Annotated in this window: 19 protein-coding genes; 8 read left to right on the top strand and 11 right to left on the bottom strand. The window is 45.0% G+C overall.

Going from position 1 to position 22,629, the window contains the following annotated elements:
* Position 1: 1 nt before the first annotated feature.
* The 4 genes from AC27HD_RS16230 to AC27HD_RS16215 all read right to left on the bottom strand — a co-directional run bounded on the left by AC27HD_RS16230 (position 2) and on the right by AC27HD_RS16215 (position 3,604).
* Positions 2-601 carry a YqaA family protein gene (locus AC27HD_RS16230; RefSeq protein WP_487107136.1) on the bottom strand — a complete coding sequence of 200 codons (600 nt, stop codon included), beginning with the start codon at positions 599-601 and terminating at the stop codon, positions 2-4.
* A gap of 27 nt (positions 602-628) precedes the next feature.
* Entirely contained in the window at positions 629-1,921 is a 1,293-nt protein-coding gene (locus AC27HD_RS16225; RefSeq protein WP_487107134.1) for a metal-dependent hydrolase family protein, read from the bottom strand.
* Between the two features lie 248 nt (positions 1,922-2,169).
* A complete protein-coding gene (locus AC27HD_RS16220; RefSeq protein WP_487107132.1) occupies positions 2,170-2,757 on the bottom strand; it encodes a DUF1285 domain-containing protein in 588 nt (195 codons plus the stop codon).
* Complete coding sequence (locus AC27HD_RS16215) at positions 2,744-3,604, bottom strand: DUF3014 domain-containing protein (protein ID WP_487107130.1); 861 nt, start codon at positions 3,602-3,604, stop codon at positions 2,744-2,746. Before AC27HD_RS16215 ends, AC27HD_RS16220 begins: the two co-directional genes overlap by 14 nt.
* 465 nt (positions 3,605-4,069) lie before the next feature.
* Here AC27HD_RS16215 and AC27HD_RS16210 point away from each other — a divergent pair, with 465 nt between their 5' ends.
* On the top strand, positions 4,070-5,320 hold the full coding sequence (locus tag AC27HD_RS16210) for a sterol desaturase family protein (RefSeq protein ID WP_032095269.1): 1,251 nt from the start codon (positions 4,070-4,072) through the stop codon (positions 5,318-5,320).
* 81 nt (positions 5,321-5,401) lie between these two features.
* Complete coding sequence (locus AC27HD_RS16205; RefSeq protein WP_032095366.1) at positions 5,402-5,710, top strand: DUF6482 family protein; 309 nt, start codon at positions 5,402-5,404, stop codon at positions 5,708-5,710.
* Positions 5,711-5,758: 48 nt separating this feature from the next.
* Here AC27HD_RS16205 and AC27HD_RS16200 read toward each other — a convergent pair whose 3' ends face one another.
* The 4 genes from AC27HD_RS16200 to AC27HD_RS16185 form a co-directional block, all read right to left on the bottom strand.
* Positions 5,759-7,090 carry an ABC1 kinase family protein gene (locus AC27HD_RS16200; protein WP_032095270.1) on the bottom strand — a complete coding sequence of 444 codons (1,332 nt, stop codon included), beginning with the start codon at positions 7,088-7,090 and terminating at the stop codon, positions 5,759-5,761.
* A 238-nt stretch (positions 7,091-7,328) separates the two neighbouring features.
* Positions 7,329-7,727, bottom strand: a complete 399-nt coding sequence (locus AC27HD_RS16195) for a hypothetical protein (protein WP_487107127.1) — start codon at positions 7,725-7,727, stop codon at positions 7,329-7,331.
* A gap of 175 nt (positions 7,728-7,902) precedes the next feature.
* A complete protein-coding gene (locus AC27HD_RS16190; protein WP_052010085.1) occupies positions 7,903-8,448 on the bottom strand; it encodes a DUF6702 family protein in 546 nt (181 codons plus the stop codon).
* Complete coding sequence (locus AC27HD_RS16185) at positions 8,438-10,921, bottom strand: M1 family metallopeptidase (RefSeq protein ID WP_081926609.1); 2,484 nt, start codon at positions 10,919-10,921, stop codon at positions 8,438-8,440. The genes AC27HD_RS16190 and AC27HD_RS16185 overlap by 11 nt, the downstream gene beginning before the upstream one ends.
* Positions 10,922-11,118: 197 nt before the next feature.
* On the opposite strand from AC27HD_RS16185, the gene proB reads away from it, so the two are divergent.
* From proB to AC27HD_RS16165, 4 genes are all read left to right on the top strand, one after another.
* Entirely contained in the window at positions 11,119-12,237 is a 1,119-nt protein-coding gene (gene proB, locus AC27HD_RS16180) for a glutamate 5-kinase (protein ID WP_032095272.1), read from the top strand.
* A 178-nt stretch (positions 12,238-12,415) separates the two neighbouring features.
* Positions 12,416-12,853, top strand: coding sequence for an acyl-CoA thioesterase (locus tag AC27HD_RS16175; RefSeq protein WP_032095273.1), 438 nt, complete (start codon positions 12,416-12,418; stop codon positions 12,851-12,853).
* On the top strand, positions 12,850-13,833 hold the full coding sequence (locus AC27HD_RS16170; RefSeq protein WP_487107124.1) for a D-2-hydroxyacid dehydrogenase: 984 nt from the start codon (positions 12,850-12,852) through the stop codon (positions 13,831-13,833). Before AC27HD_RS16175 ends, AC27HD_RS16170 begins: the two co-directional genes overlap by 4 nt.
* 108 nt (positions 13,834-13,941) lie before the next feature.
* Positions 13,942-14,844 (top strand): DMT family transporter, encoded by a 903-nt coding sequence (locus AC27HD_RS16165; RefSeq protein WP_032095274.1) that lies wholly within the window; start codon positions 13,942-13,944, stop codon positions 14,842-14,844.
* Positions 14,845-14,936: 92 nt separating this feature from the next.
* On the opposite strand, the gene AC27HD_RS16160 is transcribed toward AC27HD_RS16165, so the two are convergent.
* The gene (locus tag AC27HD_RS16160) at positions 14,937-15,209 is read right to left on the bottom strand and encodes a hypothetical protein (protein WP_487107122.1); all 273 of its coding nucleotides are present in this window, start codon (positions 15,207-15,209) and stop codon (positions 14,937-14,939) included.
* A 257-nt stretch (positions 15,210-15,466) separates the two neighbouring features.
* Here AC27HD_RS16160 and AC27HD_RS16155 point away from each other — a divergent pair, with 257 nt between their 5' ends.
* Both AC27HD_RS16155 and AC27HD_RS16150 read left to right on the top strand, forming a co-directional pair.
* Complete coding sequence (locus AC27HD_RS16155) at positions 15,467-15,973, top strand: RNA polymerase sigma factor (protein ID WP_487107120.1); 507 nt, start codon at positions 15,467-15,469, stop codon at positions 15,971-15,973.
* Positions 15,966-16,568: a hypothetical protein gene (locus tag AC27HD_RS16150; RefSeq protein ID WP_487107118.1), complete on the top strand. Its 603-nt coding sequence runs from the start codon at positions 15,966-15,968 to the stop codon at positions 16,566-16,568. Before AC27HD_RS16155 ends, AC27HD_RS16150 begins: the two co-directional genes overlap by 8 nt.
* Positions 16,569-16,601: 33 nt before the next feature.
* Here AC27HD_RS16150 and AC27HD_RS16145 read toward each other — a convergent pair whose 3' ends face one another.
* Complete coding sequence (locus AC27HD_RS16145; protein WP_487107116.1) at positions 16,602-20,555, bottom strand: translocation/assembly module TamB domain-containing protein; 3,954 nt, start codon at positions 20,553-20,555, stop codon at positions 16,602-16,604.
* A complete protein-coding gene (locus AC27HD_RS16140) occupies positions 20,552-22,303 on the bottom strand; it encodes an autotransporter assembly complex protein TamA (RefSeq protein ID WP_487107114.1) in 1,752 nt (583 codons plus the stop codon). Before AC27HD_RS16140 ends, AC27HD_RS16145 begins: the two co-directional genes overlap by 4 nt.
* Positions 22,304-22,629: the final 326 nt, after the last annotated feature.

Raw genomic sequence — 22,629 nt, 5'->3', positions numbered from 1 at the left:
ATTATAAGAGTGTGTTAGCGCCCCACCAAAGTAGAAGCACGATAAGTGTTGCTCCAATAATCGCCTTCATTTTATAGCGCCTAATTATTTGCTCTGCCTTGTCGCCAGCATAATACACGGCTGCCGCAAGGCCGAAATAGCGAAGTGAGCGCGCTATAATCGTGGCCAGTAAAAACAAGGGGAGCGAATATTTTGTGGCACCTGCTGCAAGCATAGCTACCTGAAAAGGAATAGGGGCAATGCCCAAGGTCATAACAAACCAAAAGCCCTGCTGCTGCATTTGGTCTTTTACATTTTCAAATTGGTCCTGACTGAAGAAAGTGGAAATTACCCACTCCCCAATCAAATCAAAAAGATAATACCCTAAGGCATAGCCGAAAATAGCCCCTATCACACAGCCAAGGGTTGCCATTGCAGCGATGTGCCACAGCGATTCTCTTCTTGCCTGCATCAATGGCAACATCACGGCTTCCAAAGGAATCGGCACTATGGTCGATTCTAAAAACGAAGAAAGCGTAATACCTTTCAACATATGTTTCGAATCGACCAATTGCTTGGTCTTTTGCGCCATCTTTTTACTGAGCTTTTTACCAGGTGCCATGAAATCCTTTCTCGTACTGCTTCTTTTTTACTGTTTGTGAACAACGCCGTCTTTCATTACAAACGACACATTTTCCATTATGGTTATATCGTCAAACGGGTTACCTTTTACCGCAACAATATCTGCTAATTTACTCGGCTCTAACGTACCTAGTATGTCGCTTACACCGAGTAAATCTGCGGCATTCACCGTGGCGCTTGTTAACGCGTCAGCAGGAGTCATTCCCGCTTCAACCATTAGGGCAAACTCTTGTGCATTATCGCCATGGGCTGATACGCCACTGTCAGTTCCAAAAGCAATTTTCACGCCCGCTTTATGAGCGGTAGCAAATGTTTGCTGAATTAGGGGGCCAATTGCCGCTGCTTTTGGGCGAACTAATTCGGGAAAGAAACCATCAATTTTTGCTTTTTCCGCAACAAACTTGCCGGCAAGAATGGTGGGCACATAATACGTGCCGTTTGCTTTCATCAACTCGTGAATTTCGTCATCCATGTAGGTGCCGTGTTCTATTGAGTCCACACCTGCTGCTATGGCTCGCTTCATACCTTCTTTTCCGTGTGCATGAACGGCTACGGTCATTTCGTAATCTTTCGCCGTATCGACAATTGCTTCTAATTCATCGGTCATAAACTGTGGGTTTTGACCACTTTTAGCCACACTGAGTACACCGCCAGTGGCGGTAATCTTTATCAGGTTAGCGCCGTCTTGATAGCGCGTTCTTACTGCTTCTCGAGCTTGCGCTTCTCCATTGACTACGCCTTGCTCAGGACCTACATCCGGGCGAAGCAAATGAGACATACCATTAGATGGGTCGGCATGGCCGCCCGTGGTGGCAATAGATTTTCCTACGGTGTAAATACGCGGGCCAACAGCATAGCCCTTATCGATAGCGGTTCTAAGGGCAATGGTTTCATTGTGCGAGTCACCGAGGTTTCGCACTGTTGTAAAGCCTGCGTCTAGGGTGATCTTTGCGTAATTTGCTGCACGCAATGCATAGTCTGCTTCATTAAGCGTGAATCGCTCTAGGTAGCTCTTTGGCCCGCCTTGTTGAGACGATAGGTGTACATGCATATCCATCAAGCCAGGCATCACCGTGCTATCTTTTAAATCAATAACAGTATCGCCCTTCTCAGCGCTTACAAATCCTGATTTCACACTTTCAATTTTGTTATCTTCAATAACGATAGTCACCTTGTTGCGTAATTCGCTAGAGGTTCCGGTAAAGGCTTTGCCAGCATGAATGAGCGTGGCTGCTTGGGCGCTAAACGTAAGCGGTAAAAGTGTGCAAGATACAGCTAATGCGGTCAGTGTTTTTTTCATAATATAGTTCTTCTTTTGATGGATAATTACACAGTAATTTAATGTAAAGCACTCATTAAAGTAACGCAAAGTATTACGCTATTAGTGGCGGGTTTTACGGGTTTATATGAGGTATTTACGAAGCGTTATTTTATGGTGTACGAATTTTGGGCTAATTAAACGGGATGTATTGAAAGAAAGCGAAAGAGTAGAAAAGCAAGGAGCGGACGCAGATAGTGGAAAGCGATGAATCAAAAGGTAAGCGGAGATTAACCTACCTTTCCAATAACAAAGTCGATGTTAGCTGAGTGAACAACGAAGTGAGTTTCATCACCGCCTTTTATTTCTTTCGATTTTTCAAGTAGCTGGTAATACACATTTTGATGTAGGCGAGCCCAAAGGTTTCTGCGAACACATACATAGGGTATTGCGGTAGCCTCTTTATCTCGAATTGCTTTTGGTGGAACGCGTAGTTCCATTTGATTAACGCTATCTAAAACAACTTCATCGCCAGTCTGTGTAATCAGCACAAGCGCAGTGTTCTTGTCGCCGTTAGCGTCTGCCTCAATCTCTTTCCATTGAGTGATTAAAAAAGGCGTGTCTTCAACGGTAATCCCCACTTTTTCTACCGGCGTAACAAGAAAGTACTTATCGTCTTCTCGTTTAAGTACCGAAGAAAACAGTTTTACCAAGCTAGCGCGACCTACTGGGGTGCCTTCATAAAACCAGCGACCGTCTAGCGTCACTGTCATATTAATATCGCCGCAAAAATCGGGGTTCCATTTTTCGACAGGCGGAAGGGGGCGCGTCTTATCAGACGAGCCCTCTATTTGCTTTTGGAACTTAGTTAAGTCCATTTTGCTCAATCAACGCTTTGATTTCGCGAAGCTTCGCTTTAATACGGCGCATGTTGTCAGGCCCCGTTCTTAACAGTTGCTTTTGCGGCCCATCAAGGTTTTCTAAGCGTTCGTCTGTGTATTTGTACATCACAGAATCTGAATAGACTTCTACCGGCACCGGCACCTCTGGCGTATCAAGCAATTCGTCTATTGCGCTGAGCAACACACTATTAAAATCTTTGTCAGGGTCACCAATTTCAGCGTATTTAGCTTGAATATCGTCTTTGTAAGACTGATAAACCGTTAACAGCGCCTCATTATCAAATGACTCTAAAACATTCACATATGGCGTGTAGCGCTTATAGCTAGCTGCATCAATCCACTGCTTATCAGCTTGAGAATACACTCTGAAATTCTGTTCTGGTGGAGTAAGCAATTGATGATTGGGCGCCATTTTGTTGCCCGCCAAATTTGTCACAGAAACCACAAAGCGTTGAAGTAGGCCTTCGTTAACCAGTAGTCTATTCACCGTGTCTTGATCGGCGGCTGCGCTATCTACTAGCGCTTCTTTCACTGCTGGATCGCTAACATCAAGTGGTTCGGGCTCACTTTCCTCAACTTCAGGGAGTGGTTCCACTTCGTCTTTCTCTTCAAGTTCAACAGGTGGTGGTGCAGGTTTTGTTTCAAATACTTCCGGTTCATCAGACTCGGTAAGTAAGGGTTCATTAATTTCGGGCTTAGGTGCCTCTACTGGCTCAGGCGTTTCATCGCTTGGCCAAAAAACTATCGCAAGGATGACGACAAGGATTATTCCCGCTATCAGAAAGTGTGGGCCTAACGACTGTTTCTCTGTTGTTTCGCTCATAATGACTCCGCTGCTGAGATTTCCTTTAGGTAATACTACCAGACATAACACTCAATGTTAGAAAATCAAACAAGAGAAATGTTCCTTTTCTGCTTAAATTTTCAATCGTGATAGCCTTTTAACGTTGAAAACACCGATTTCGATTGGTCTTACCTACAACAAAATAAATGCTCTCTCCTAATGGTGCATGGGTTAATCAGTCTGTGTCGTTGTAAATAAGTGTCAATACCGCGATTCGATTACATGAATAGCGCGTGCTCGTAACGAATAGGCTATAACACGGAGTAAAACCACCCCTTGCTAGAAATATACACCGCTCAAATACCCATTATTACAAGTACACATTGTTACAAACACACGTCGTTACAAATACACGTGTCATTATTTGCGTCAATCATTGTAAATAACTTGGGTTATTTTAAACATTTGTTTAACATGTAGAGACTGTTATCTTGGTTGCTCACTATGACCGTTATATTATTTGCTATTCCTTTGTTTTTCCTACTTATTGGTATTGAGCTTTATGCCGATCGCAAAAGGAAAACGGGGTACTATCGAACTAATGACGCTATCACAAGCTTAAGTGCGGGTGTCCTTTCTCGCATTGTGGCAATTGGTCATCAACTTATCCCCTTTACTATTTATGTGCTTTTCTTTGATGCGGTCGCTATGTTTGAGCTACCGCAAGCGTGGTGGGTGTGGGTCATTGCATTTGTAGCTTATGACTTCTTTTACTACTGGAATCATCGGCTTGGACATGAAATGAGCATACTCTGGGCCGCCCATGTAGTGCATCATTCAAGTGAAGATTACAATCTGACTACGGCATTGAGGCAAACAAGTGGTGCTGTGTTTAGCTGGATTTTTTATCTGCCGCTGGCGTTGGTTGGCTTTACGCCACAGATGATAATAACGGTGGGAGCACTTAATTTGGTGTATCAGTTTTGGGTTCACACTCAACACATCACCACGTTGGGGTGGATGGAAAAGGTGTTTGTCACCCCTTCAAACCACCGGGTTCACCACGCCCAAAATCGCATCTATATCGATAAAAATTACGGAGGTGTTTTTATTCTTTGGGATCGGTTGTTTTCAACCTACATGCCCGAGAAAAAAGAAGAGCCCGTAGTTTTCGGTATTCGCGGTGCGCTCAAAAGCTTTAATCCGCTTTGGGCTAACTTACAAATTTACAGTCAACTCGCTAAGGATAGCTATTATACCCGTTCATGGACTGACAAATTTCGCGTCTGGTTTGGCCGTACGGGTTGGCGACCGGCCGACGTATCAGAGCGCTTTCCCAAGGAAAAACTACCTTTGAGTAATTTTAGAAAATACCATCCACATATCCATAAGTCAGTGACGCGCTATAGTCTTTTACAGCACGTAATTATGCTTGGCGCTGCGCTTTATTTTTTGCTCAATTTAGACACGCTCTCAGGTATGCAGCAAATGGCTATTGTTCTCACCGTTGTGGTTATGAGTATTCAAAATGGCTTTATTCTGTCTCAATCTAAGTTGGCGCTTGCGTTAGAGGGGCCGCGGTTACTCATGTTTCCACTACTGTGGATTGCTTCGGGGATTGGCATTGCGGCGTGGTGTTTCGCACTGTCTTCTGTCGTTGGCCTCGTTATGCTGTTATTTGCAGTGCGCTACAGTAATTATCGCCGCCCTATCGAAGAAGTCAGGCTATCAACTGAACCTGAAAACTTAGCGTAACGTAATAAAAACGTTTTGTTAGCGCCGGCGTTGTGTATAGCGTCAGCTGCTACCCGTATTAGGGCGTTTTTTGAGGTAGGTATGCATAAGTTTCTTTTTAGCGATTTAGAAGATACACCAACAGTAATAGACTACTTAGAAGTGCAGTCATATGAGATGAATGTGTATCTCGTTTATTTAATGGTTGGTGATAAAAGCGGGATGGTTTACGACAAAAAGGGTAAGCCAATGCGATTTTTTAGCACGGGTCATATTCGCGAATCATTTGCTCACTGCAGCGTCGAAAAGTCGGTGATGAAGCACGACACGCCTTATGACGAAATGATAGGTAATCCGCCTAAAAGTGCAGAGCAAATGGCGCTGCCTTTCAGTATGGATTTGCCTTACTAAACACATTTCAGCTTTATAGTTGTGTGTTCTGTTTGCGGAGCACGCAAACTAGGTGTTTTCTAGCCAGGGAGCCGCCAACGCTCGCATATTAACTTGCGCACCTAATCGCCTGGCCAATAAAAACAGTCCCCCTAGCTTTCTGTGAATAAATAACGCATCAGCCGGTGGCGTATGCCAGAAGTCATGTTCCGTCGTGAGCGTCATGCCCTTATCGTGCAGGCGCTGAATAAGGTCGCTAGTGCCAAAATCATAGGGCTCGTTATGTATAAGCGACTCGCACGCTTCCATGCCAATACCAATGACAGCATCAACCTGTTCGGGAGTGTGCGATTTATCTATTAGTCCGATATCAAGGGCTGCCTCTGCCATTAACTGCTCATCTTGCAAAGCGGCACTATTAAGCAGTGCTTTGTAGCCTATTGAAATACTTTCTGGGATCTCACGGGTTGCGCCAAAATCAAGAAGTACTATCTGCTTTGTCTCTTTATTAAACTTGTAATTGGCAAGGTTCGGATCGCTTTGTAGCAGCTTAAAGTTAAATACCTCATTGAAAAATAGTCCCATCAAGTCAGTCATAACAGCATTGCGTACTTCCTGTGATTCATCAAGCAGCGTATCTAGGTTCGAAGCCTCAATAAAGTCCATCGCGAGTACCGTTTCACTGGTAAGGGGCTTGTAAGTTTGAGGAATGATAAAGCGTTCTATCTCTGTAAGCTGCTGGCCATAACGAGTTAGCATAGCCGCTTCGCGGTTGTAGTCAGCCTCTTGATGAAGCTGTGTTTTTGCTTCACTAAGAAGAGGATTAATATCTAAAGATTTCGGTATCAGCCCCGTGAGCTTTATTAAGGTCGCGACATTATCCACATCGCTATCGATACTTTTTCTCACCCCAGGGTATTGCACCTTTATCGCGAGCATTTTTCCATCCATGGTGATGGCCTTATGCACCTGACCAATAGATGCCGCTGCCACTGGCGCAAAAGAAAAATACAGTAGGCTGTCCTGCCAATTCTCACCCCACGCCTTATTCAAGGTTTCGATAAGCTGCGATTTAGGCATTGGATCTGCGTCTTCTCTTAAACGAGATAAGATAGTAGCAAGCTCAGGGGGCAAAAAGTCTCCTGCATCCATAGAGATAAGCTGACCGAGTTTCATGGCCGCGCCGCGCATGCTAGCTAGCTGATTGGCCACATTCGTCATATTCTTTGGTGTTAATAGCAATGAGGCAAGGGCAGGTCTCTCGCCCTTCAACAGTTGTCCTGCGCCCTGAGTAACGACATTTCCGGCAATTTTACCCGCCAGTGCGCCCAGGCGACTTACCCGGGATAATCGAGAAGAGGGAATAGCTTTTGACTTTCTTTTAGGGGAGTCTTCGGACATGTCACCTACTCTATTTCGCTACGTTGGAAACGTAGCAGGGTCGCCTCAAAAAGAGGCTATTAAATAATATAGGTATGTACGAGATAGAGGTCGGTTTTGATTAACGAATACGCTTTAAATGTCCGTACTCTTTGTTGTGTCACCTTGATGTAGAACCACTGCACCTGCGGTAACACGCCGCGATTACGAACATTTAAAGTCTCGCTGAGTGGGTAATTATCTATGCGGGCCAATGGTATTAGATAATTTGCGACACCACCTGCAAAACAAAACCAACGACACTGCCAAAGGCAAAACCTGTCCAGCCGTTTGCGCCGCGATAACGCCAAAGGGCCGCACCAAAGAAACCACACCACAACATGGATGAATAGGTGGCAATCATTCCATCACCCATACCGGTATTGGGCAAAAACAGCATGATGATAAACGTCATGGCCATTCCCCCACTTAAGAGCACCCACATGATGTTCTTTTTATCAGCAAAGGCACTGTTAGCAGCCGAGCCTTTTGGGCCTGTCGAGTCTTCAGAGTGCCCCAGCGCCGCGCGCTCTTCGAGATTGCCAGTGTCGGCTACTTCTTTTTTCTTTCTGTCTTTTCGAGCGTTGTGCGCAAATGCACTAGAAGCGCTGTTACTCATGATAATACCTTCATAGAATGACGTTCTCACGCAAACGTTAATGTATTGTTAAAAGAAACGCTATAAGACTTCGGTGGTAGATGTGCTCTGGTCAGTTTTTTTAAAGACATAAAAAAAGCCCGCGGATTTAATGCTAAATGAAGCATCCGCGGGCTTAGTATTGCAAACACTGGGTTTAGTGATGGTCGCTGTTAAAGCCCACCTCAAGCAGCGTTACATTGTCGGTGAAAGTAAGGGTTTTTAGTGGCCCGTTACCTTCAACGTTAATGGTGTTCACTTGGCTAGGCCATAAATCTCGAAGTGCATCGTGACGTATTTTCAAGCCCTCAAGTGCCGGTGGTTGAGCCGTTTCTTGGTAAACCCAAAAGTGCTTACCATCCACTTCAAAACCTACTTGGCCAAGCGCTAGCGAAGTATCTTCACTGTTTAACAACGCAAAGTGGTGACCAACATAATCAGCAAATGCTTGCTGCGTCTTTTCGTCATCCATAATGTCGGCGTTCTTATCAAACAGAACCTTTACCGCATGCTCAGCATCGTGCAAATTAAAACGATGCATTACTTCGATATTTTCGGTTCTTGGATTGAACAATACCGTGGTAATAGCCGCCTTAATTTGATGGGCCTTCACCGCAGTGCTGTATGCAAAGCTACCTGCTACCAATAACAGTGCAAGCAGGGCAACCGTGCCCTGCTTGATAGAAGACAATTTACTCGTCATCGTTGCCTTCATCATTCTCATCGTCTTCGTCATCAGTTTTTAACTCAGTTTTTGAGTCTTGCATAAGGTCGCGGTACTCGTATGAGTTGCGAGACTTACCTTTATACGCTTCGATACGCGACGGAATGATGCGACGTGGATAGTGGTTGTTTTCAACATTCACATCGGCTGTTTCCCAATGTGGGTCAACGGTAACACTCACTAACTCTTTGTCTTTTTCCGTTACGATTAGCTTGCTAACCGCTTTTGGCGTTCTGCGCCAAATTTCAGCAGGTATACGCATCTCTTCTGTCGAACCATCTTCATAAGCAAGTTCTAGAATGATAGGCATAACCAAGCCACCATGGTTACTGAAGTTAAGTACGTAATAGTTTTTATCTTCTCTTACTGCACGTTCAAATGCAGTGCGTTCCCAAGGCTCTAAACCTTTCAAGAATTTTTGATAGCTATTACGCTCTTTGTTAGTCACGGTATAGCGATCGTTTTCGTCGTAAAAATCGCTGATGTCATCGAAGCGATCAACCCACAACTCTTTACCTTCTTCTTTGTTGCGAATAACGGTAAGCGACTGTGGTTTTTCCATTTCTGTCTGGCGTTCGCGGCCAAAATCGATATCTGGATCTTCGGTGTTCAAGCGAAGCTTATAAACGCTGTCTAAGCTAATGTCTACGTGATCTGTTGAGTAGAACCAGCCACGCCAGAACCAATCTAAGTCAACACCTGATGCTTCTTCCATTGTACGGAAAAAATCAGACGGAGTCGGGCGTTTAAACATCCAACGCTGTGCATATTCTTTAAACGCAAAATCGAAAAGCTCGCGACCAAGAATAGTTTCACGCAAAATGTTAAGTGCTGCTGCAGGCTTAGTATACGCATTAGGACCTAAACGAAGTACCGAGTCTGACTGAGTCATAATAGGCACCTGAGTTTGAGACTTCATGTAGCCTGTAATATCACGTGGCTCAACACCCCATGGAATCGTTGGATCCCATTCACGACCTGCTACACCATCAAGAAAGCTGTTTAACCCTTCATCCATCCACGTCCATTGGCGCTCGTCAGAGTTTACCGTCATCGGGAAATAAATGTGCCCCACTTCGTGAATAACAACGCCGATAAGAAAGCGTTTTTCAGCAAGTGAATACGTGCGAGAACCGTCGTCTTGTAACTCGGTACGCGGGCCGTTAAACGTAATCATAGGGTATTCCATACCACCCACAGGGCCATTAACCGACTGGGCTACTGGGTATGGATAGTCGAAACTAAAGCGGCTGTACACGTCCATAGTGTGGATAATGGATTCAGTTGAATACTTCTGCCATAGCTCACCACCTTCTTTAGGATAAAACGACATCGCCATTACAAGAGGCTGTGTGTCGCCGCCTTGTTGGTAACCGCGCGCATCCCAGGCAAATTTCCGTGATGAAGCCCATGCAAAGTCACGTACATTCTCTGCTTTAAACGTCCACGTTTTTAGCTTTGATGTACCTTCTTTCTCATTCTCGATAGCTTCTTCAGGCGTTACAACAAAAACAATACGATCTGCCTTCTCTGCCTTTTTCAAACGATCGCGCTGAGTTTTGGTCAGCACATCTTTTGGGTTTTGAAGCTCACCTGTCGATGACACAATGTGGTCGGCAGGAACGGTAATGTCTACTTCGTAGTTACCAAACTCTAGTGTGAATTCGCCGCGGCCGATAAACTCTTTGTTAGTCCACGCTTCGTAATCTGTGTACGCGGCCAAACGAGGGAACCACTGGGCAAGCAAGAAGATGTCATTGCCGCCTTCACGTTCATCATCAGGGAAGTGCTCGTAACCTGCGCGAGCAGATACCGCATCTTCTTCTACAATGTTAAATGCAAAGTCGATATCGAAAGTGACTTTCTTACCCGGCTTCAATGGCGTTGCCAAATCCACACGCATTAATGTACCAACCGTAGTATGGCGAAGGTCATTACCTGATTTATCTTCAACGCGAGAAATGGTGTAGCCTAGCTCATTGTCTTCAACAAATTGCTGGCGACGAAGTGCGCCCATGCTCAGTTTTGCTGGCTTGCTACCGCTGGCTGCTTCTGTAGCCGGACCACGGTTTCCAATACCACCAAATGTGGTAGTAAGCGCTGACATAGAGTCATCGCGGAATTTGTTTTGGTCTAATTGAATCCACAGATACTTCAGCGTATCTGGTGAATTGTTGTGATAAGTAATGGTTTCTTTTGCTTCAATACGACGCTCGCCTTCAAGCAATTTCACGTCGATATCGTAGTCAACTTGTTGCTGCCAATACTGATGGCCAGGTTCGCCAGCAGCATTTCGATATACATTTGGAGTAGGTAAAACTTCGTCTAGCTGACGGAATTTATCTTCAAAGTCGCCCTTTGTTTGCTTTATTGAGGCGTGTGCACTGGGAAGAGAAATCAGCATTGACAATACTGGCGCTAGCCAGAAAAAATGTCGTTTTGCGGTGCTCATGGTGTTTCCTTGCAACGTGTTAAGTTGGAATTATTATATGTTATCGCCTTTAGTATATAAGTCTGGCTCTGCGAATCCTAGTTCCCGACCGTAAACTACCCTCGGTTTAACGCAAAGTTTATGTAACAGAACGTTTTGTGATACGACTTTAACTGTCGTATTCTTATCTCCTTGTCCTTTTTTCATTTCCTTCCTCTATGAATAGTTTTTCTTGGCAGCGAGCTGTCGTTAAAGTGGGTAGTGCCTTAATTGCACCTGATGGCAGAGAATGCAGCGGCCGATACTTATTAGCATTAGCTCGATTTATTACCGTTAGCCGTGAACAGGGTAAAGAAGTCATTTTAGTGTCTTCAGGCAGCGTCGCTGCGGGTCGCAATAAGGTCTCTTCTGGTGCTAATGGAGTTGTATTACGCAACACACCATCAATTGCTGAAAAGCAGGCTTTGGCTGCCATTGGGCAGAATTTAATGATGGCAAACTGGCAACGTTTTTTCGATTTCCCCTGCGCGCAAGTGCTGCTTACCGCTGACGACCTTCGCGATCGCACTCGCTATGTAAATATAAAAAATACGCTGCGAGAAATTCTCAATCACCATGCTTTGCCCATTATCAATGAAAATGACACGGTGGCAGTAAATGAACTTAAGGTGGGTGATAACGACAATCTCGGCGCTTACACCGCACTGGTTGCGCAAGCAGACACCCTTATTATTTGTTCTGATATTGATGGGCTTTATACCGGCGATCCGCGCAAAAACAAGTCTGCCACGCTAATTCCTTTTCTCGAGAATATTGATAATAGTATTTACGAATTAGCTGGCGGAGCCGGCACCGCTGTAGGAACCGGAGGTATGCGCACGAAAATAGAAGCGGCAGATAAGTGTATTAATAGCGGTATTCAAACATTGATTGTAAATGGCCGTAAGGGTGAGACATTTGACGCCCTGCTCGCCGGTAAGGTACCAGGTACCCTTTTTAAACCAACTCGCACACCTTCAAACGCCCGAAGACTTTGGCTTACTCATACACTTAAAACCGCTGGACGCATTGTTGTTGATAGTGGCGCAAAGTTAGCGCTCGTTGAAAATGGCGCTTCACTGTTACCGTCGGGTATTGTTGATGTTGACGGAGAATTTGCTCAGGGAGAAGCGGTTGAGGTTATCTGTGATGGTCGCGCCATAGCGAAAGGCTTAAGTGTGTATAACGCAAAAGACTTATTGCTCATAAAAGGGAAAAAGTCGAAAGATATTGCCAGTGTGCTAGGTTATGAAACAACAGATGTTGCCGTACACAGAGACGATATGGTGCTGCTGTAGCGGCACCGTTTTACTAATGCCGTTATATTAGCTTCGTAATACTAATATCATTTAAAAAGCCCCGTTATATTAGCCCTGTTCAATAAGTGCTTACAAGGCTAATGGCATTGTTCGGCGCAGCCAGCAGTGCTAATGCTCAATGAGAATAACTGACTAAACAGCAACAAAGAGGATGCCCATGACAGAAATAACACCAACGCTCTCGGACTACCCCTTTTCAGTCACCATTGCTACTCGGTGGCAAGACAATGATGCGTATGGGCACATCAATAATGTAATGTACTACAGCTTTTTTGATACAGCGGTTAATCGTTATTTGATTGAACGTGGTGGGTTAGATATTCACAACGGTAAAACCGTAGCATACGTGGTAAGCAGTCAATGTCAGTATGTCGCACCTGCGGCTTATCCAGAGGATATCTATGTGGGTGTGTGCGTGAATAAAGTGGGCAGAAGTTCAGTTACCTATGGTTTGTCTGTGTTTGCTGGGGAAAGTAAACGCCGGGTTGCTCACGGTCAGTTTGTTCACGTTTTTGTTGATAGAGCCTCGGATAAATCTATTCCCATTCCGGTAAATATTAAAGCAGCGCTTGAAGATATTTGCGACCCGTCATGAGTAGTGTTGATAGCGGTAGTTTAAAAAAATCTTTGCAAGGCGTTTTTCTGGATGCTGAAACGCTGGGCACAGGCCATTTAGATACCTCAACGCTTGATGCCTTACCGTGCAGGCTCACTCAATATGACAATTCCACAGGCGAAGAAATCGTCACGCGAATAAAATCGGCCCACGTGGTGCTTGTGAACAAAGTGGTACTGGATGCATCAGTATTACAGCAGGCTGAAAATTTACTCTACATTGGCGTAACCGCCACGGGTATGAACAATATCGACTTGGATTACTGTCAGTCTCACAACATCCGTGTTCAAAATGTAGAAGGGTATGGCACAGATAGCGTGGCGCAACACACCCTAACCTTATTGCTCAACTTAGCGACAAATTTTGCTCGCTACCAGCGAGATGTGGCAAACGGAGAATGGTCGGCGTCACCTCATTTTTGCCTCTCCACTTATCAGGTAACTGAATTGGCTGGAAAGCATGCGGTGATTGTCGGTCACGGAGCGTTAGGACAGCGGGTGGAGGCTTTGCTTACGGCCTTAGGAATGAAGGTGTCTATAGCGGCTAGACCTGGTAAAAAGGATGATAGCCGCCCATCGCTGGTATCGCTTTTGCCAAGCGCGGATGTGGTGACCTTGCATTGCCCGCTTACAGCTGAAAATGAGAAACTAATTAACCGGCACACGCTGTCGCTAATGAAACCCAGCTGCTTGTTAATTAATACCGCCCGTGGTGGTTTAATTGACGAAGAGGCTTTGTTAATAGCGCTCAATAACAACCAAATTGGTGGTGCCGGGCTGGATGTTTTAAGTAAAGAACCTCCGCCTGAGGATCATCCACTGCTTAATGCCAATCATCCCAATTTATTAATAACGCCACATAATGCATGGATTGCCACTGCTTCACGGCAGCGGCTGCTTGATTTAACCGTTAATCATTTATCTCATTTTCTGCATGCGCATAGCGGCGTAAACACCTAGCGGCTTGCTTTTAATGTTCAATGCCTAATGAAACGCCTAATGAAGAACGTCCAGTTAAGAATACCAAATGAACAATATCCAATGACTAATACCTTATGACCATTAACAATGAATAACGCCACCCTATTTTCACTTTGCTGCTTAATATGGGGTTCTACGTGGATTGCTATAACCTATCAGGTGGGGCACACCTCAGAAACCTTCGCCGTAGCGTTACGCTATCTACTCGCCTCTGCATGCTTGGGCTTATATTGTTTGTATCGAGGTTTGCCGTTTAAGCTTCCCCTACATATTCATGTGAAAATGGCCGCTGTGGGATTCTTCCTGTACAGCCTTAACTACACGCTGCTCTACATGGCCCAGGCGCATATTATTAGCGCACTTCTGGCGCTAATGAGCTCGTGTATTATCTACATTAACGTGGTGCTGCGTCGCTGGTGGTTAAAAGAGCCCATTAGAAAAGAGGTTGTGATTGGTGCTACGTTCGGGCTTACAGGCATTGTGTGCTTATTTGTGCCCGAATTTTCAAAAGTATCACTGGATCTTGCGTTGGCTACAGGCCTTGGTATCGCGTTTGTTAGCTTTCTTTGCGCGTCTATCGGCAATGTTATTTCAGAGCGTATACTCACCTCTGGCACTCCCGTCATTCAAATGAACTTCTACGCCATGAGTTATGCCATGGTATTGCTGTTTACTACTTCATTACTATTGCCTGAAAAACTTGTTATCCCCACGAGTAGCGAGTTCTATTTCTCGCTGTTATATCTGGCAATTTTTGGTTCGGTTTTCGCATTTGGTGCCTACATGAAATTACTGCAGCAGATGGGCGCTGATAAAGCCGCTTACGTGGTGCTGGTTTACCCTATGGTAGCACTCGTTATATCCACCTTTTTTGAGGGATATACGTGGAGTGCCCTATCCGTTCTTGGCGTGTTTATAGTGTTAACGGGCAACGCTATAGCCATGGGAAAGGTCCCGCAATTTATGCGCAGGCCTTCCACGCCAACGTAATCGCTTTTTAAAAAATTTGGCTGCCGCAGTTCTTGGTCTAAGCTGCCGCAGCTCTTGGTATAATTTACACCCTTTCGCTACAGCATCTGCAGCTATAGCGCATTAATTTTTTTATTTAGCTCGTAGGCGGGCTCTGTAACAATGGCTTCCAGAGTTTCAATACGCTGCTCGAGCATTTCAATGTGCTTATCTTTTTTCTGTATAGCTCTTTTGTGATGCTCTGCGTTGTTGGCGACAAATGGATTACTGCATTTACCGTTCATCCAATCGTTTAAACGCCACTGAAACCTTGCGTCTAAATAGCAAGCGCCCAAAGCAATCGTAGTTATACCGCTAAGTAGTAATAAAAGGCTTAATGTCGACATAGTGTTGTCCTCACAGTAATTAGTCATAGTTTACGAGGCAAATTAGGTAGCGCATCGCACGCTTTTGCCAGCGACTTACCCATGTAGTCTGCGAGTTGACAAATAAATTACACATTATTTTTAAAAGCGGTGTAATAAAAAAATAGTGATGTGGACTATACGAATAACAGCATGGGCTAACAAAACCGTATTTGTTGACAAAGCGGCATGCGCAAATAAAACGGCTGGACGTTTTTGATGGTTGAGGAATAGACACGTTGGGACAAGGATTTGAAGACGTCTTTTCGCAATACGGCGCATTGCTTGGCCGTGTAGCGAATAGCTACGAGGCAAATGATGCGTTGCAGCAAGAGCTGTTGCAAGACATTGCTATTGCAGTGTGGCAAGGGCTTGCTCGCTTTAAAGGCGATAGCAGCGTGAAAACGTACATTCTTAAAATTGCCCATAATCGCGCAGTAACCCACGTGGCAAGCCAAGTAAAGCGCATTGATACTCACCATTACGACCAAGACGATATTGGCTCAGATGGCTATGTTAGTCACGCACGCTCACCTGAAGTAGAAACCAGCCAGCACCAATCGCTAACCCGACTATTAAAAGCAGTAAGAGCTTTGCCGGTACAGTCTCGACAAGTGCTTACATTGTCACTTGAGGGGTTGAGCTATGACGAAATAGCAGAAGTGTGCGGTATGACTAAAAACCATGTGGGCGTTGTATTAAAGCGGGCCAAACAAAGTATTAAGCAGGAGGAATCTCGTGCATAGCTATCAAGATAAAGAAAGCAATGAAAATACCGAAATCAGCGACCTATCGACTATGTGGCAAGCGCAGCCGGTAAACGAAATTGATATGTCGGCAATGAAAAAAAACCTATCAAGTGAACGCAAAAAGCAGCGTCTATTTATCATTATCGATTCTCTTGCCCTCTTTCCCGCTCTTTTCATGCTTTATTATTTTTGGGGTGAGTTGACGACGGCGGCAAAGATAATACACGTGGTGATGGTTGTGACTGCAGTGCCGCTACTGCTTTATCAACTTTGGCTAAGGCGTATTGCAGCATTTTATCGCGACAGTGACACCGCTGATCATCTAAAAAAATTCACTAAGCAGGTGAAAAACAATATACGTATAGCGTTTATAACCAAGCATTCTGCGTGGATGGCTCTCGCTATTCTGCTGGCGTTTATCGCTGAGCGGCTACTATTTGGTGAGCTTTCACCGGAAAAAGTAACTCGGCTTTACGTTATTTTGGGGCCAACCAGTATTGTTATGACCTTATGGTATATCTGGGCTAACAAGCGTCAAAAGCGATTTGAAAAGCAGTTTACTGCCCTTACTAAAATGGCGGGGGACGCGTAATTTTGCGCGTCCCCCGTGCTCATCAAAGTCAGTTTATTCATTGTCTGAGTTATCACTAGCGCTTTCGTCGCTAGTGCTTTCGTCACTAGTGCTTTCGTCGCTAGCGGCATCGCTAACAGGCGCCTTCTCTTCAGAGCCGTCAGAGTCATCAGAGTCTGAACTGTTATCTTTCTGGCGATTTTCACCTAAGAAAAACTCATAGTAGAGGTCGAGAGCAAATTCAGACTGATCCTCTAACGTGGTTTGAATCGCTTCTAAATAGAGATTGGGTAGAAGCTGGTATTTTAACGCAAGATCTGGGGGAAGCTGTCTGCGTCGAAGCGTACTGTTTACGTCGTTATTTCCAAGACCAACATCGACATTATACTCAACCGATAGCCTATCGTTTATCTGCCCTGTGAGGGAAAGCTTGTCCTCATTGGTGCTCAAGCTAAAGTCATCTATGCCAAGGGCACTTCCCACCTGTCCGGTCAGCGTTTCTGTATTAGATAGGCCGAAGCCGAGCAATAGCGCCGCATAGTTCGGGTCAGATGAACCTGAATTGGGCCCAGAACCGGTCAGTAAATAGGATAACACGCCCTGCTGATCCATTGCTGGCTGTGAAAATAGATTAATACTTGGCGAGTCTGCAGACCCATCTATTCTAATGCCAGCAATCACATCGTCATCGGTTTTCGCTGGGTTTCGAATTGCCTCCACTAATAATGACGGTTGGCCTATCGGGCCATTAAACTGTATTTCGCCCGTTTTGATAATAAGATTTTGACCGTACGCATTGTAGCGCCCGTTAAGTATTTGCAAGTCGCCAAAGCCCACCAGTGCTGGCTGAGTACTGATGCGTATTCCGCCATAAAGACTTGCCGTTAGGCCAAAAGCTTCAATTTTCACTTCTTCTTTTTTAGCTTGGTCGATATGCACCATGACATTAGCATGCACAATATCCAGCGGATCTTCGCTGCGAGGCTCTCCGCGCAAATGCACATCTTTTGACGGTGATACGGCGTTGTCAGGTAATGATGCAATTTCGATTCTGGCCCAAGGGATATTCACATCACCAGTGACATCAATTTTTTCTTTTGTAGCAGCAATATCAATGTTTGGTGATACCTTAAGTCGTGTATTGGGCTGTCTAATTTCAAAAGAATCTCCCTGCAGTGTAAAATTAGCACTGGGGGTAGACGACCAGTTTATATCGCCTTTTAGCGAGCCTTTGCCACCGCCCAGTATAAACGAGCCATCAAGATTAGCCTGTTGACCATCAAGTACAATTGACTGATTCCAATCAGACAGTGATACGGGGGTGTCTTGTATATCAATTGCACCATTTTCAATGGTGAGTTCGCCGTTTAAAGCGGGGTCGTCAATATAGCCGCCTAAAGTGATTTTGCCGTTCAGTAAACCTGTCAGCGTGCGAATTGCCGGTGACAAGGGTTTAAGTGGCGACACATCTAGCCCCTCCATCAAAAGCGTGCCTTCAAGAGGCTTTTTATCATCTAAGGGGCGAGTATTAAGGGTAAGTGTTGCATTACCAATATCTTCACTTGAAATTAAAGAGGTAGACGTTAATTTTCCTTGCTTAATTTTACCTGAGGTCTCCATTGAGTTTATGGTCAGCTCAATGGGCCTAGATTCGCCTAGCTGCCATTTGGCAGGACTTAACGAGGCTGTAAAGGTTGCGTCAATGGGGTCTGCCGCAGAGTAACTGCCCTGAGATTTCACTGTTAGTGCTGCGTCTGACGCCTTTGAAACAGTGAGCGGTGCGAGCTCGTGAGCCCATAAGCCAACAGGCAACGATGAGGCTGTTACATCCCAACTGGCCTTGTTTTCTAGATAGTTAACATTTTCAATGCACAGTTCTCCTTCACCTCTTGAGGACCAACAGTGGCTACTTATTTTTGCAGTAATGGGTGATGTTTGAGTGGGCATGCCAATATCGAGGTTAAACGGGGATGATAATAGCCAACGCATATTAGCAATTTCTAGCTTAGAGTCAGATATGGTGCCCTTCCAGTGCTGCGCTTTCCACGAGCCAGACATAGCAAGATCAACGGCATTGTTAGGCAAGCTTAACGCTATTTCGGCATTATGATTTTCATAGGTACCGGAGATAGACACGTCACCATTCAAAGCTCCTTGCTGCGCAGCCTGAGCGTTCAAACTTGGCGAAACGTTAATATTAGATAGGTTAATTTTGCTGGTTGTTGATGGGTTCTGCCAAGGACCATTAGCTTTAATCGCACCTTTTAATGAGCCCGACACATCGCCATACAGCATGCTAATCTCTGCAATATCCACATCAATATCGGCGTTTATGTAGCGTTTATTGAGCACTTGAGCCACCGCTTTTATGCGGTTTTCGTTTTGCTCAACGTTGAGGTTTGCCACTAATAAATCGCTAGGGCCGGCGTATACAGCTTCGCCTACTACTCGTATAGGTGAGCCTCGTAGATCGCCAGTAATATCCATATCACGTAAGCTCACATGCAAACCTCCAGTCTCGGAGTATTGCAATATGCTGTCGATATTTCCTTGCAGCTTCGCTGGGGCAAATTCACTAAACTGTTGAGCCGACACATTCGTCAGCGTTGTTTTGCCTTGCCATGCAATGGTGTCATTGAGGTATAAGGTACCCGTATTCTTAATACTGCCTTCTAAAGCCGATATATCAGCCTCATTCACGTAAATATTGTTCTTTTTAAGTACTACATCTAATGCAACTGGAACGTCACCCATATCAGGTACATTCGCCGAGCCATTGCCTTTAAGTTTGTAGTCGCCCATGGTACCGCTAATGGTTAGCTGGCCCGCATCTAAGCTTGCGTTTTCAACGGTAGGAATAGGCTGAGCCTGCCAACTAGCGTCGAAATTTATTGGCAGCGACTCAGATAGAAAATTGGCAGACAAAGTGGTGTTGGCAGTAATCATTCCAGTGGCTGCAATCGTCACATTAATATCGTCAAGTGCTCCAGATGCATTCAAAGTTATGTTTTGTCGCTGTCCGTCTATTGTTGCAAAGCCATCTAACTCAATATCAAGGGGATAAGTATCTCTAAGGTTAGCTTCTATAAACCCCGCTACCTGACCTTGTTCATGCTTAACGTTCACATTCTCTATGCGAACTGCAGAGCGTTGAAATGACATATCGGTTACTGATAGCAGCGATAATCGCTGGGTGCCTTCATTTTGAGAAGAGCCAGTACCCAGAGAAGCAATTTCACCTTGAGTGAAGCTAATATTTTCTATATTAAGCGCGCTAAATTTAATGGGAATGGGAGTGGCTATTACCGGCAATGATGGCACGTCGTAATTGAGCGAGTATGAAGTGGGTAGCGATGAACCGGATTTTGTATCTTGGCCAGAGCCTGGGCTGGAGCCAGAGCCTTGGCCTGATGGCTTGCTTGCCGGTGTAACTGCGCTGTTTGTACTCTTACTGCTATTTTGGTCTGTGCTATTACTATTAAGAGCAATAGCTAAGCCGCTTGCCTCTAAATTTTCAAACTCAATACGATTGGACCCAGAGAAATCCTCTAGCAATAAAGATTCAATTGCGATATTTGCATTGAGTAAGGCCACCGTCACATTCTTCAACGTAAGCTGCGCCACATCAACTGGAAGAGGGAGGGCAAAGGTGTCGCTCTGTTCACTTGCTGTATCGTTTTCTGCTGCAGCGGAAACTTGTTCAACCGTGGCGTTTTCCACCTCAAGATTGTTTATACAAACGCGAGGCTCAAAGGCGCAGCGCCAGGTTATATCTGCATAAACTCGGCCTACGTCAACCCGCCACTGTGGATTGGTGTATGTCAATTTATGTATTGTTAGGGGGCCAGCAAATCCACCTTCAATATTCTCAATCTCTAGTTTATCAACAAAGGTATTGGCCAGTATCTTTACCGTAGGTCCGCCAAGAGGGCTGATAAGCAAAGCATATACTGCAACAACAAAGAATACTGGTGATAGTAATAGAGCGGAAATAGTACGCTTTTTCATATTTCAGGCCCTATCAATAAGTGAAAATTCCATTTGGCTTCATCTGGAGCAAAACCTCGCGCAATATAAATTCTCACAGGGCCTATAGGAGAAAGCCAATGTAGCCCTGGACCTACACTATAGGTTAGCTCGGCATCGGTGGAATTTGACGCGGTTCCTACATCAACGAAAGCGGCCACCCGCCAATTATCGGCAAAACGATAGGCATATTCCACGCTGCTTGTTAGTAGGTACTTACCACCAATGGACTCTATGTCAAAGTCGCCTTTACTAGGATTAAAGAGTTCAGCCTTTGGTGAAATGTCTCTAAAGTCGAAACCTCTAATGCTTTGATCGCCGCCGGCATAAAAACGCAGCGAGGTAGGAACGTCGGAAAAACTACTTGCCTTAATGGCGCCTAACTCACCGCGAATGGTCAATCTGTGTACATCGTTAAAAGTGGTAATAAACATTCCCTCAACCACCGCTTTGGCAAAGTCGATATCTGACCCCGCATCTTCTCGGCCTACTTGACCAAGAACTTGAAAATACAGTCCGTTGTTAAAGTCTAACTCTCCATCTTTGTTGCGATAGGTAATAGAGTATCCCGGCAGAACTAGCGAGGTGGTATTGGTATCCAACGCACCTTGGTCGAAGGTTTCCCGCAAGTAGGTAATAGAGCCGTCTTGTTGCCAAGGAGAATTGTCCTCTTGCCAATAGCGATGTGCAGACAGCGATAGCGTCTCACTTTCAAAGGAAGTATTGCTGTATTCAATAAATTGATAACCCGTCTCAAAACTAATGTAGTCACGAGTAATGTTTTTCATGGGGATGCGGTAATCAGCAGAAACAGATTGTTCTGGCTTGGACACAAAAATATCCGCGTTTATTGAATGCCCGCGACTATTCACCCAGGGGCGTTCCCAGCCCAGGCTTATACGAGGGCCAGTATCGGTCGCGGCACCAAGCGCTACATTGAACGAGTCTGAGGGGCGATGCAGCAGCGATACTTCAATGGGAACTTGCAGTCCTTCGGCATCGCTCACTACCGGGCGCGCGATAACGCGGCTAAAATAGCCAGCCTGATTTAAACTGCGATTAAAATCGTTGAGGACGGAAGAAGAGTACGGGTCGCCTGGTTTAAACGGTCTGAGGCGAGAAATAATCGCTTCTGCCTTATCGTCACCAATAATTTTTAGTTCACCAAAATGATACTGAGGACCGCTTTGCGCTATCAATAGTATGTTGGCCTGCTTCTCTTCTCTCACTAAATCTAAACGTGTTGCCTGCCAAAAGAAATCAAAGTATCCATGAGAGAGCGCATAATTGAACATTGAAGATTTAAAGCTTTCGTAAATCGGTTGGTTTAACACGTCGCCCTGCTTTAACTTGAAGGCGTTAAAGCGTTTACGGAATTCTTCGTCAATTCGGCCCGCTCCAATAATTTCACGAGTCACCTTATTTACAGTTAACGGTGCGTTCAACGATACCGACACCTTAACGGCACTCTCACCATTAACCGTTATAGACGTTTCGCTGTTGTAATAACCAAAAGGTTGGACAGCTGTTGCTACCGTTTCTGAAACTTCGTCTTGCCAATAAGGATCGCTCAATAAAGACTTTTCAACATCCAAATTGTTCAGGTGAATTCGGATATTTTCTTTTAGCTTACTGTTTTCGACTCCGGATATTGAATAGGATATGTCGCTTTCGGCGCTCACTGAAAAAGGTGAGATAACCAAAATCAGAGCTAAAAATGGGACAGCCACAAAAAATCCACGCAATATAGCCTGGCTGCGGCATAAATTCATGCGGCACCACGTTGTACAGGTGTGTGTAAGAAGCAGTAGAAGTTTATTTTCTACGGGTATTGAGGGCATGTAAATGCAGGATCCTTTAAGCATTGATTCGGTGCACGAGTCACGAACACTCGTCGTAATATTATAACGTTTGGCGCTTGTGATTTCCTTGTATTTCTGTTGCTGTACCGGAATATATTGCCGCACCGGAAGAAGTGAGCAGCATACCACATTCACATTTTCACACTGAAAAGCGCGATGAGAGAGAAGAATTCTGCGTTAACTACACTGAAGCA

The sequence above is a fragment of the Alteromonas sp. 4NS20-0143 genome (assembly GCF_057542855.1).
The sequence above is the reverse complement of the archived record's forward strand: the minus strand, read 5'-3'. Positions and strand labels throughout refer to the sequence as shown.

Coding starts and splice junctions, on each gene's coding strand:
- AC27HD_RS16230 (WP_487107136.1), bottom strand. CDS start 601: ATGGCACCTGGTAAAAAGCTCAGTAAAAAGATGGCGCAAAAGACCAAG.
- AC27HD_RS16225 (WP_487107134.1), bottom strand. CDS start 1,921: ATGAAAAAAACACTGACCGCATTAGCTGTATCTTGCACACTTTTACCG.
- AC27HD_RS16220 (WP_487107132.1), bottom strand. CDS start 2,757: ATGGACTTAACTAAGTTCCAAAAGCAAATAGAGGGCTCGTCTGATAAG.
- AC27HD_RS16215 (WP_487107130.1), bottom strand. CDS start 3,604: ATGAGCGAAACAACAGAGAAACAGTCGTTAGGCCCACACTTTCTGATA.
- AC27HD_RS16210 (WP_032095269.1), top strand. CDS start 4,070: ATGACCGTTATATTATTTGCTATTCCTTTGTTTTTCCTACTTATTGGT.
- AC27HD_RS16205 (WP_032095366.1), top strand. CDS start 5,402: ATGCATAAGTTTCTTTTTAGCGATTTAGAAGATACACCAACAGTAATA.
- AC27HD_RS16200 (WP_032095270.1), bottom strand. CDS start 7,090: ATGTCCGAAGACTCCCCTAAAAGAAAGTCAAAAGCTATTCCCTCTTCT.
- AC27HD_RS16195 (WP_487107127.1), bottom strand. CDS start 7,727: ATGAGTAACAGCGCTTCTAGTGCATTTGCGCACAACGCTCGAAAAGAC.
- AC27HD_RS16190 (WP_052010085.1), bottom strand. CDS start 8,448: ATGACGAGTAAATTGTCTTCTATCAAGCAGGGCACGGTTGCCCTGCTT.
- AC27HD_RS16185 (WP_081926609.1), bottom strand. CDS start 10,921: ATGAGCACCGCAAAACGACATTTTTTCTGGCTAGCGCCAGTATTGTCA.
- proB (WP_032095272.1), top strand. CDS start 11,119: ATGAATAGTTTTTCTTGGCAGCGAGCTGTCGTTAAAGTGGGTAGTGCC.
- AC27HD_RS16175 (WP_032095273.1), top strand. CDS start 12,416: ATGACAGAAATAACACCAACGCTCTCGGACTACCCCTTTTCAGTCACC.
- AC27HD_RS16170 (WP_487107124.1), top strand. CDS start 12,850: ATGAGTAGTGTTGATAGCGGTAGTTTAAAAAAATCTTTGCAAGGCGTT.
- AC27HD_RS16165 (WP_032095274.1), top strand. CDS start 13,942: ATGAATAACGCCACCCTATTTTCACTTTGCTGCTTAATATGGGGTTCT.
- AC27HD_RS16160 (WP_487107122.1), bottom strand. CDS start 15,209: ATGTCGACATTAAGCCTTTTATTACTACTTAGCGGTATAACTACGATT.
- AC27HD_RS16145 (WP_487107116.1), bottom strand. CDS start 20,555: ATGAAAAAGCGTACTATTTCCGCTCTATTACTATCACCAGTATTCTTT.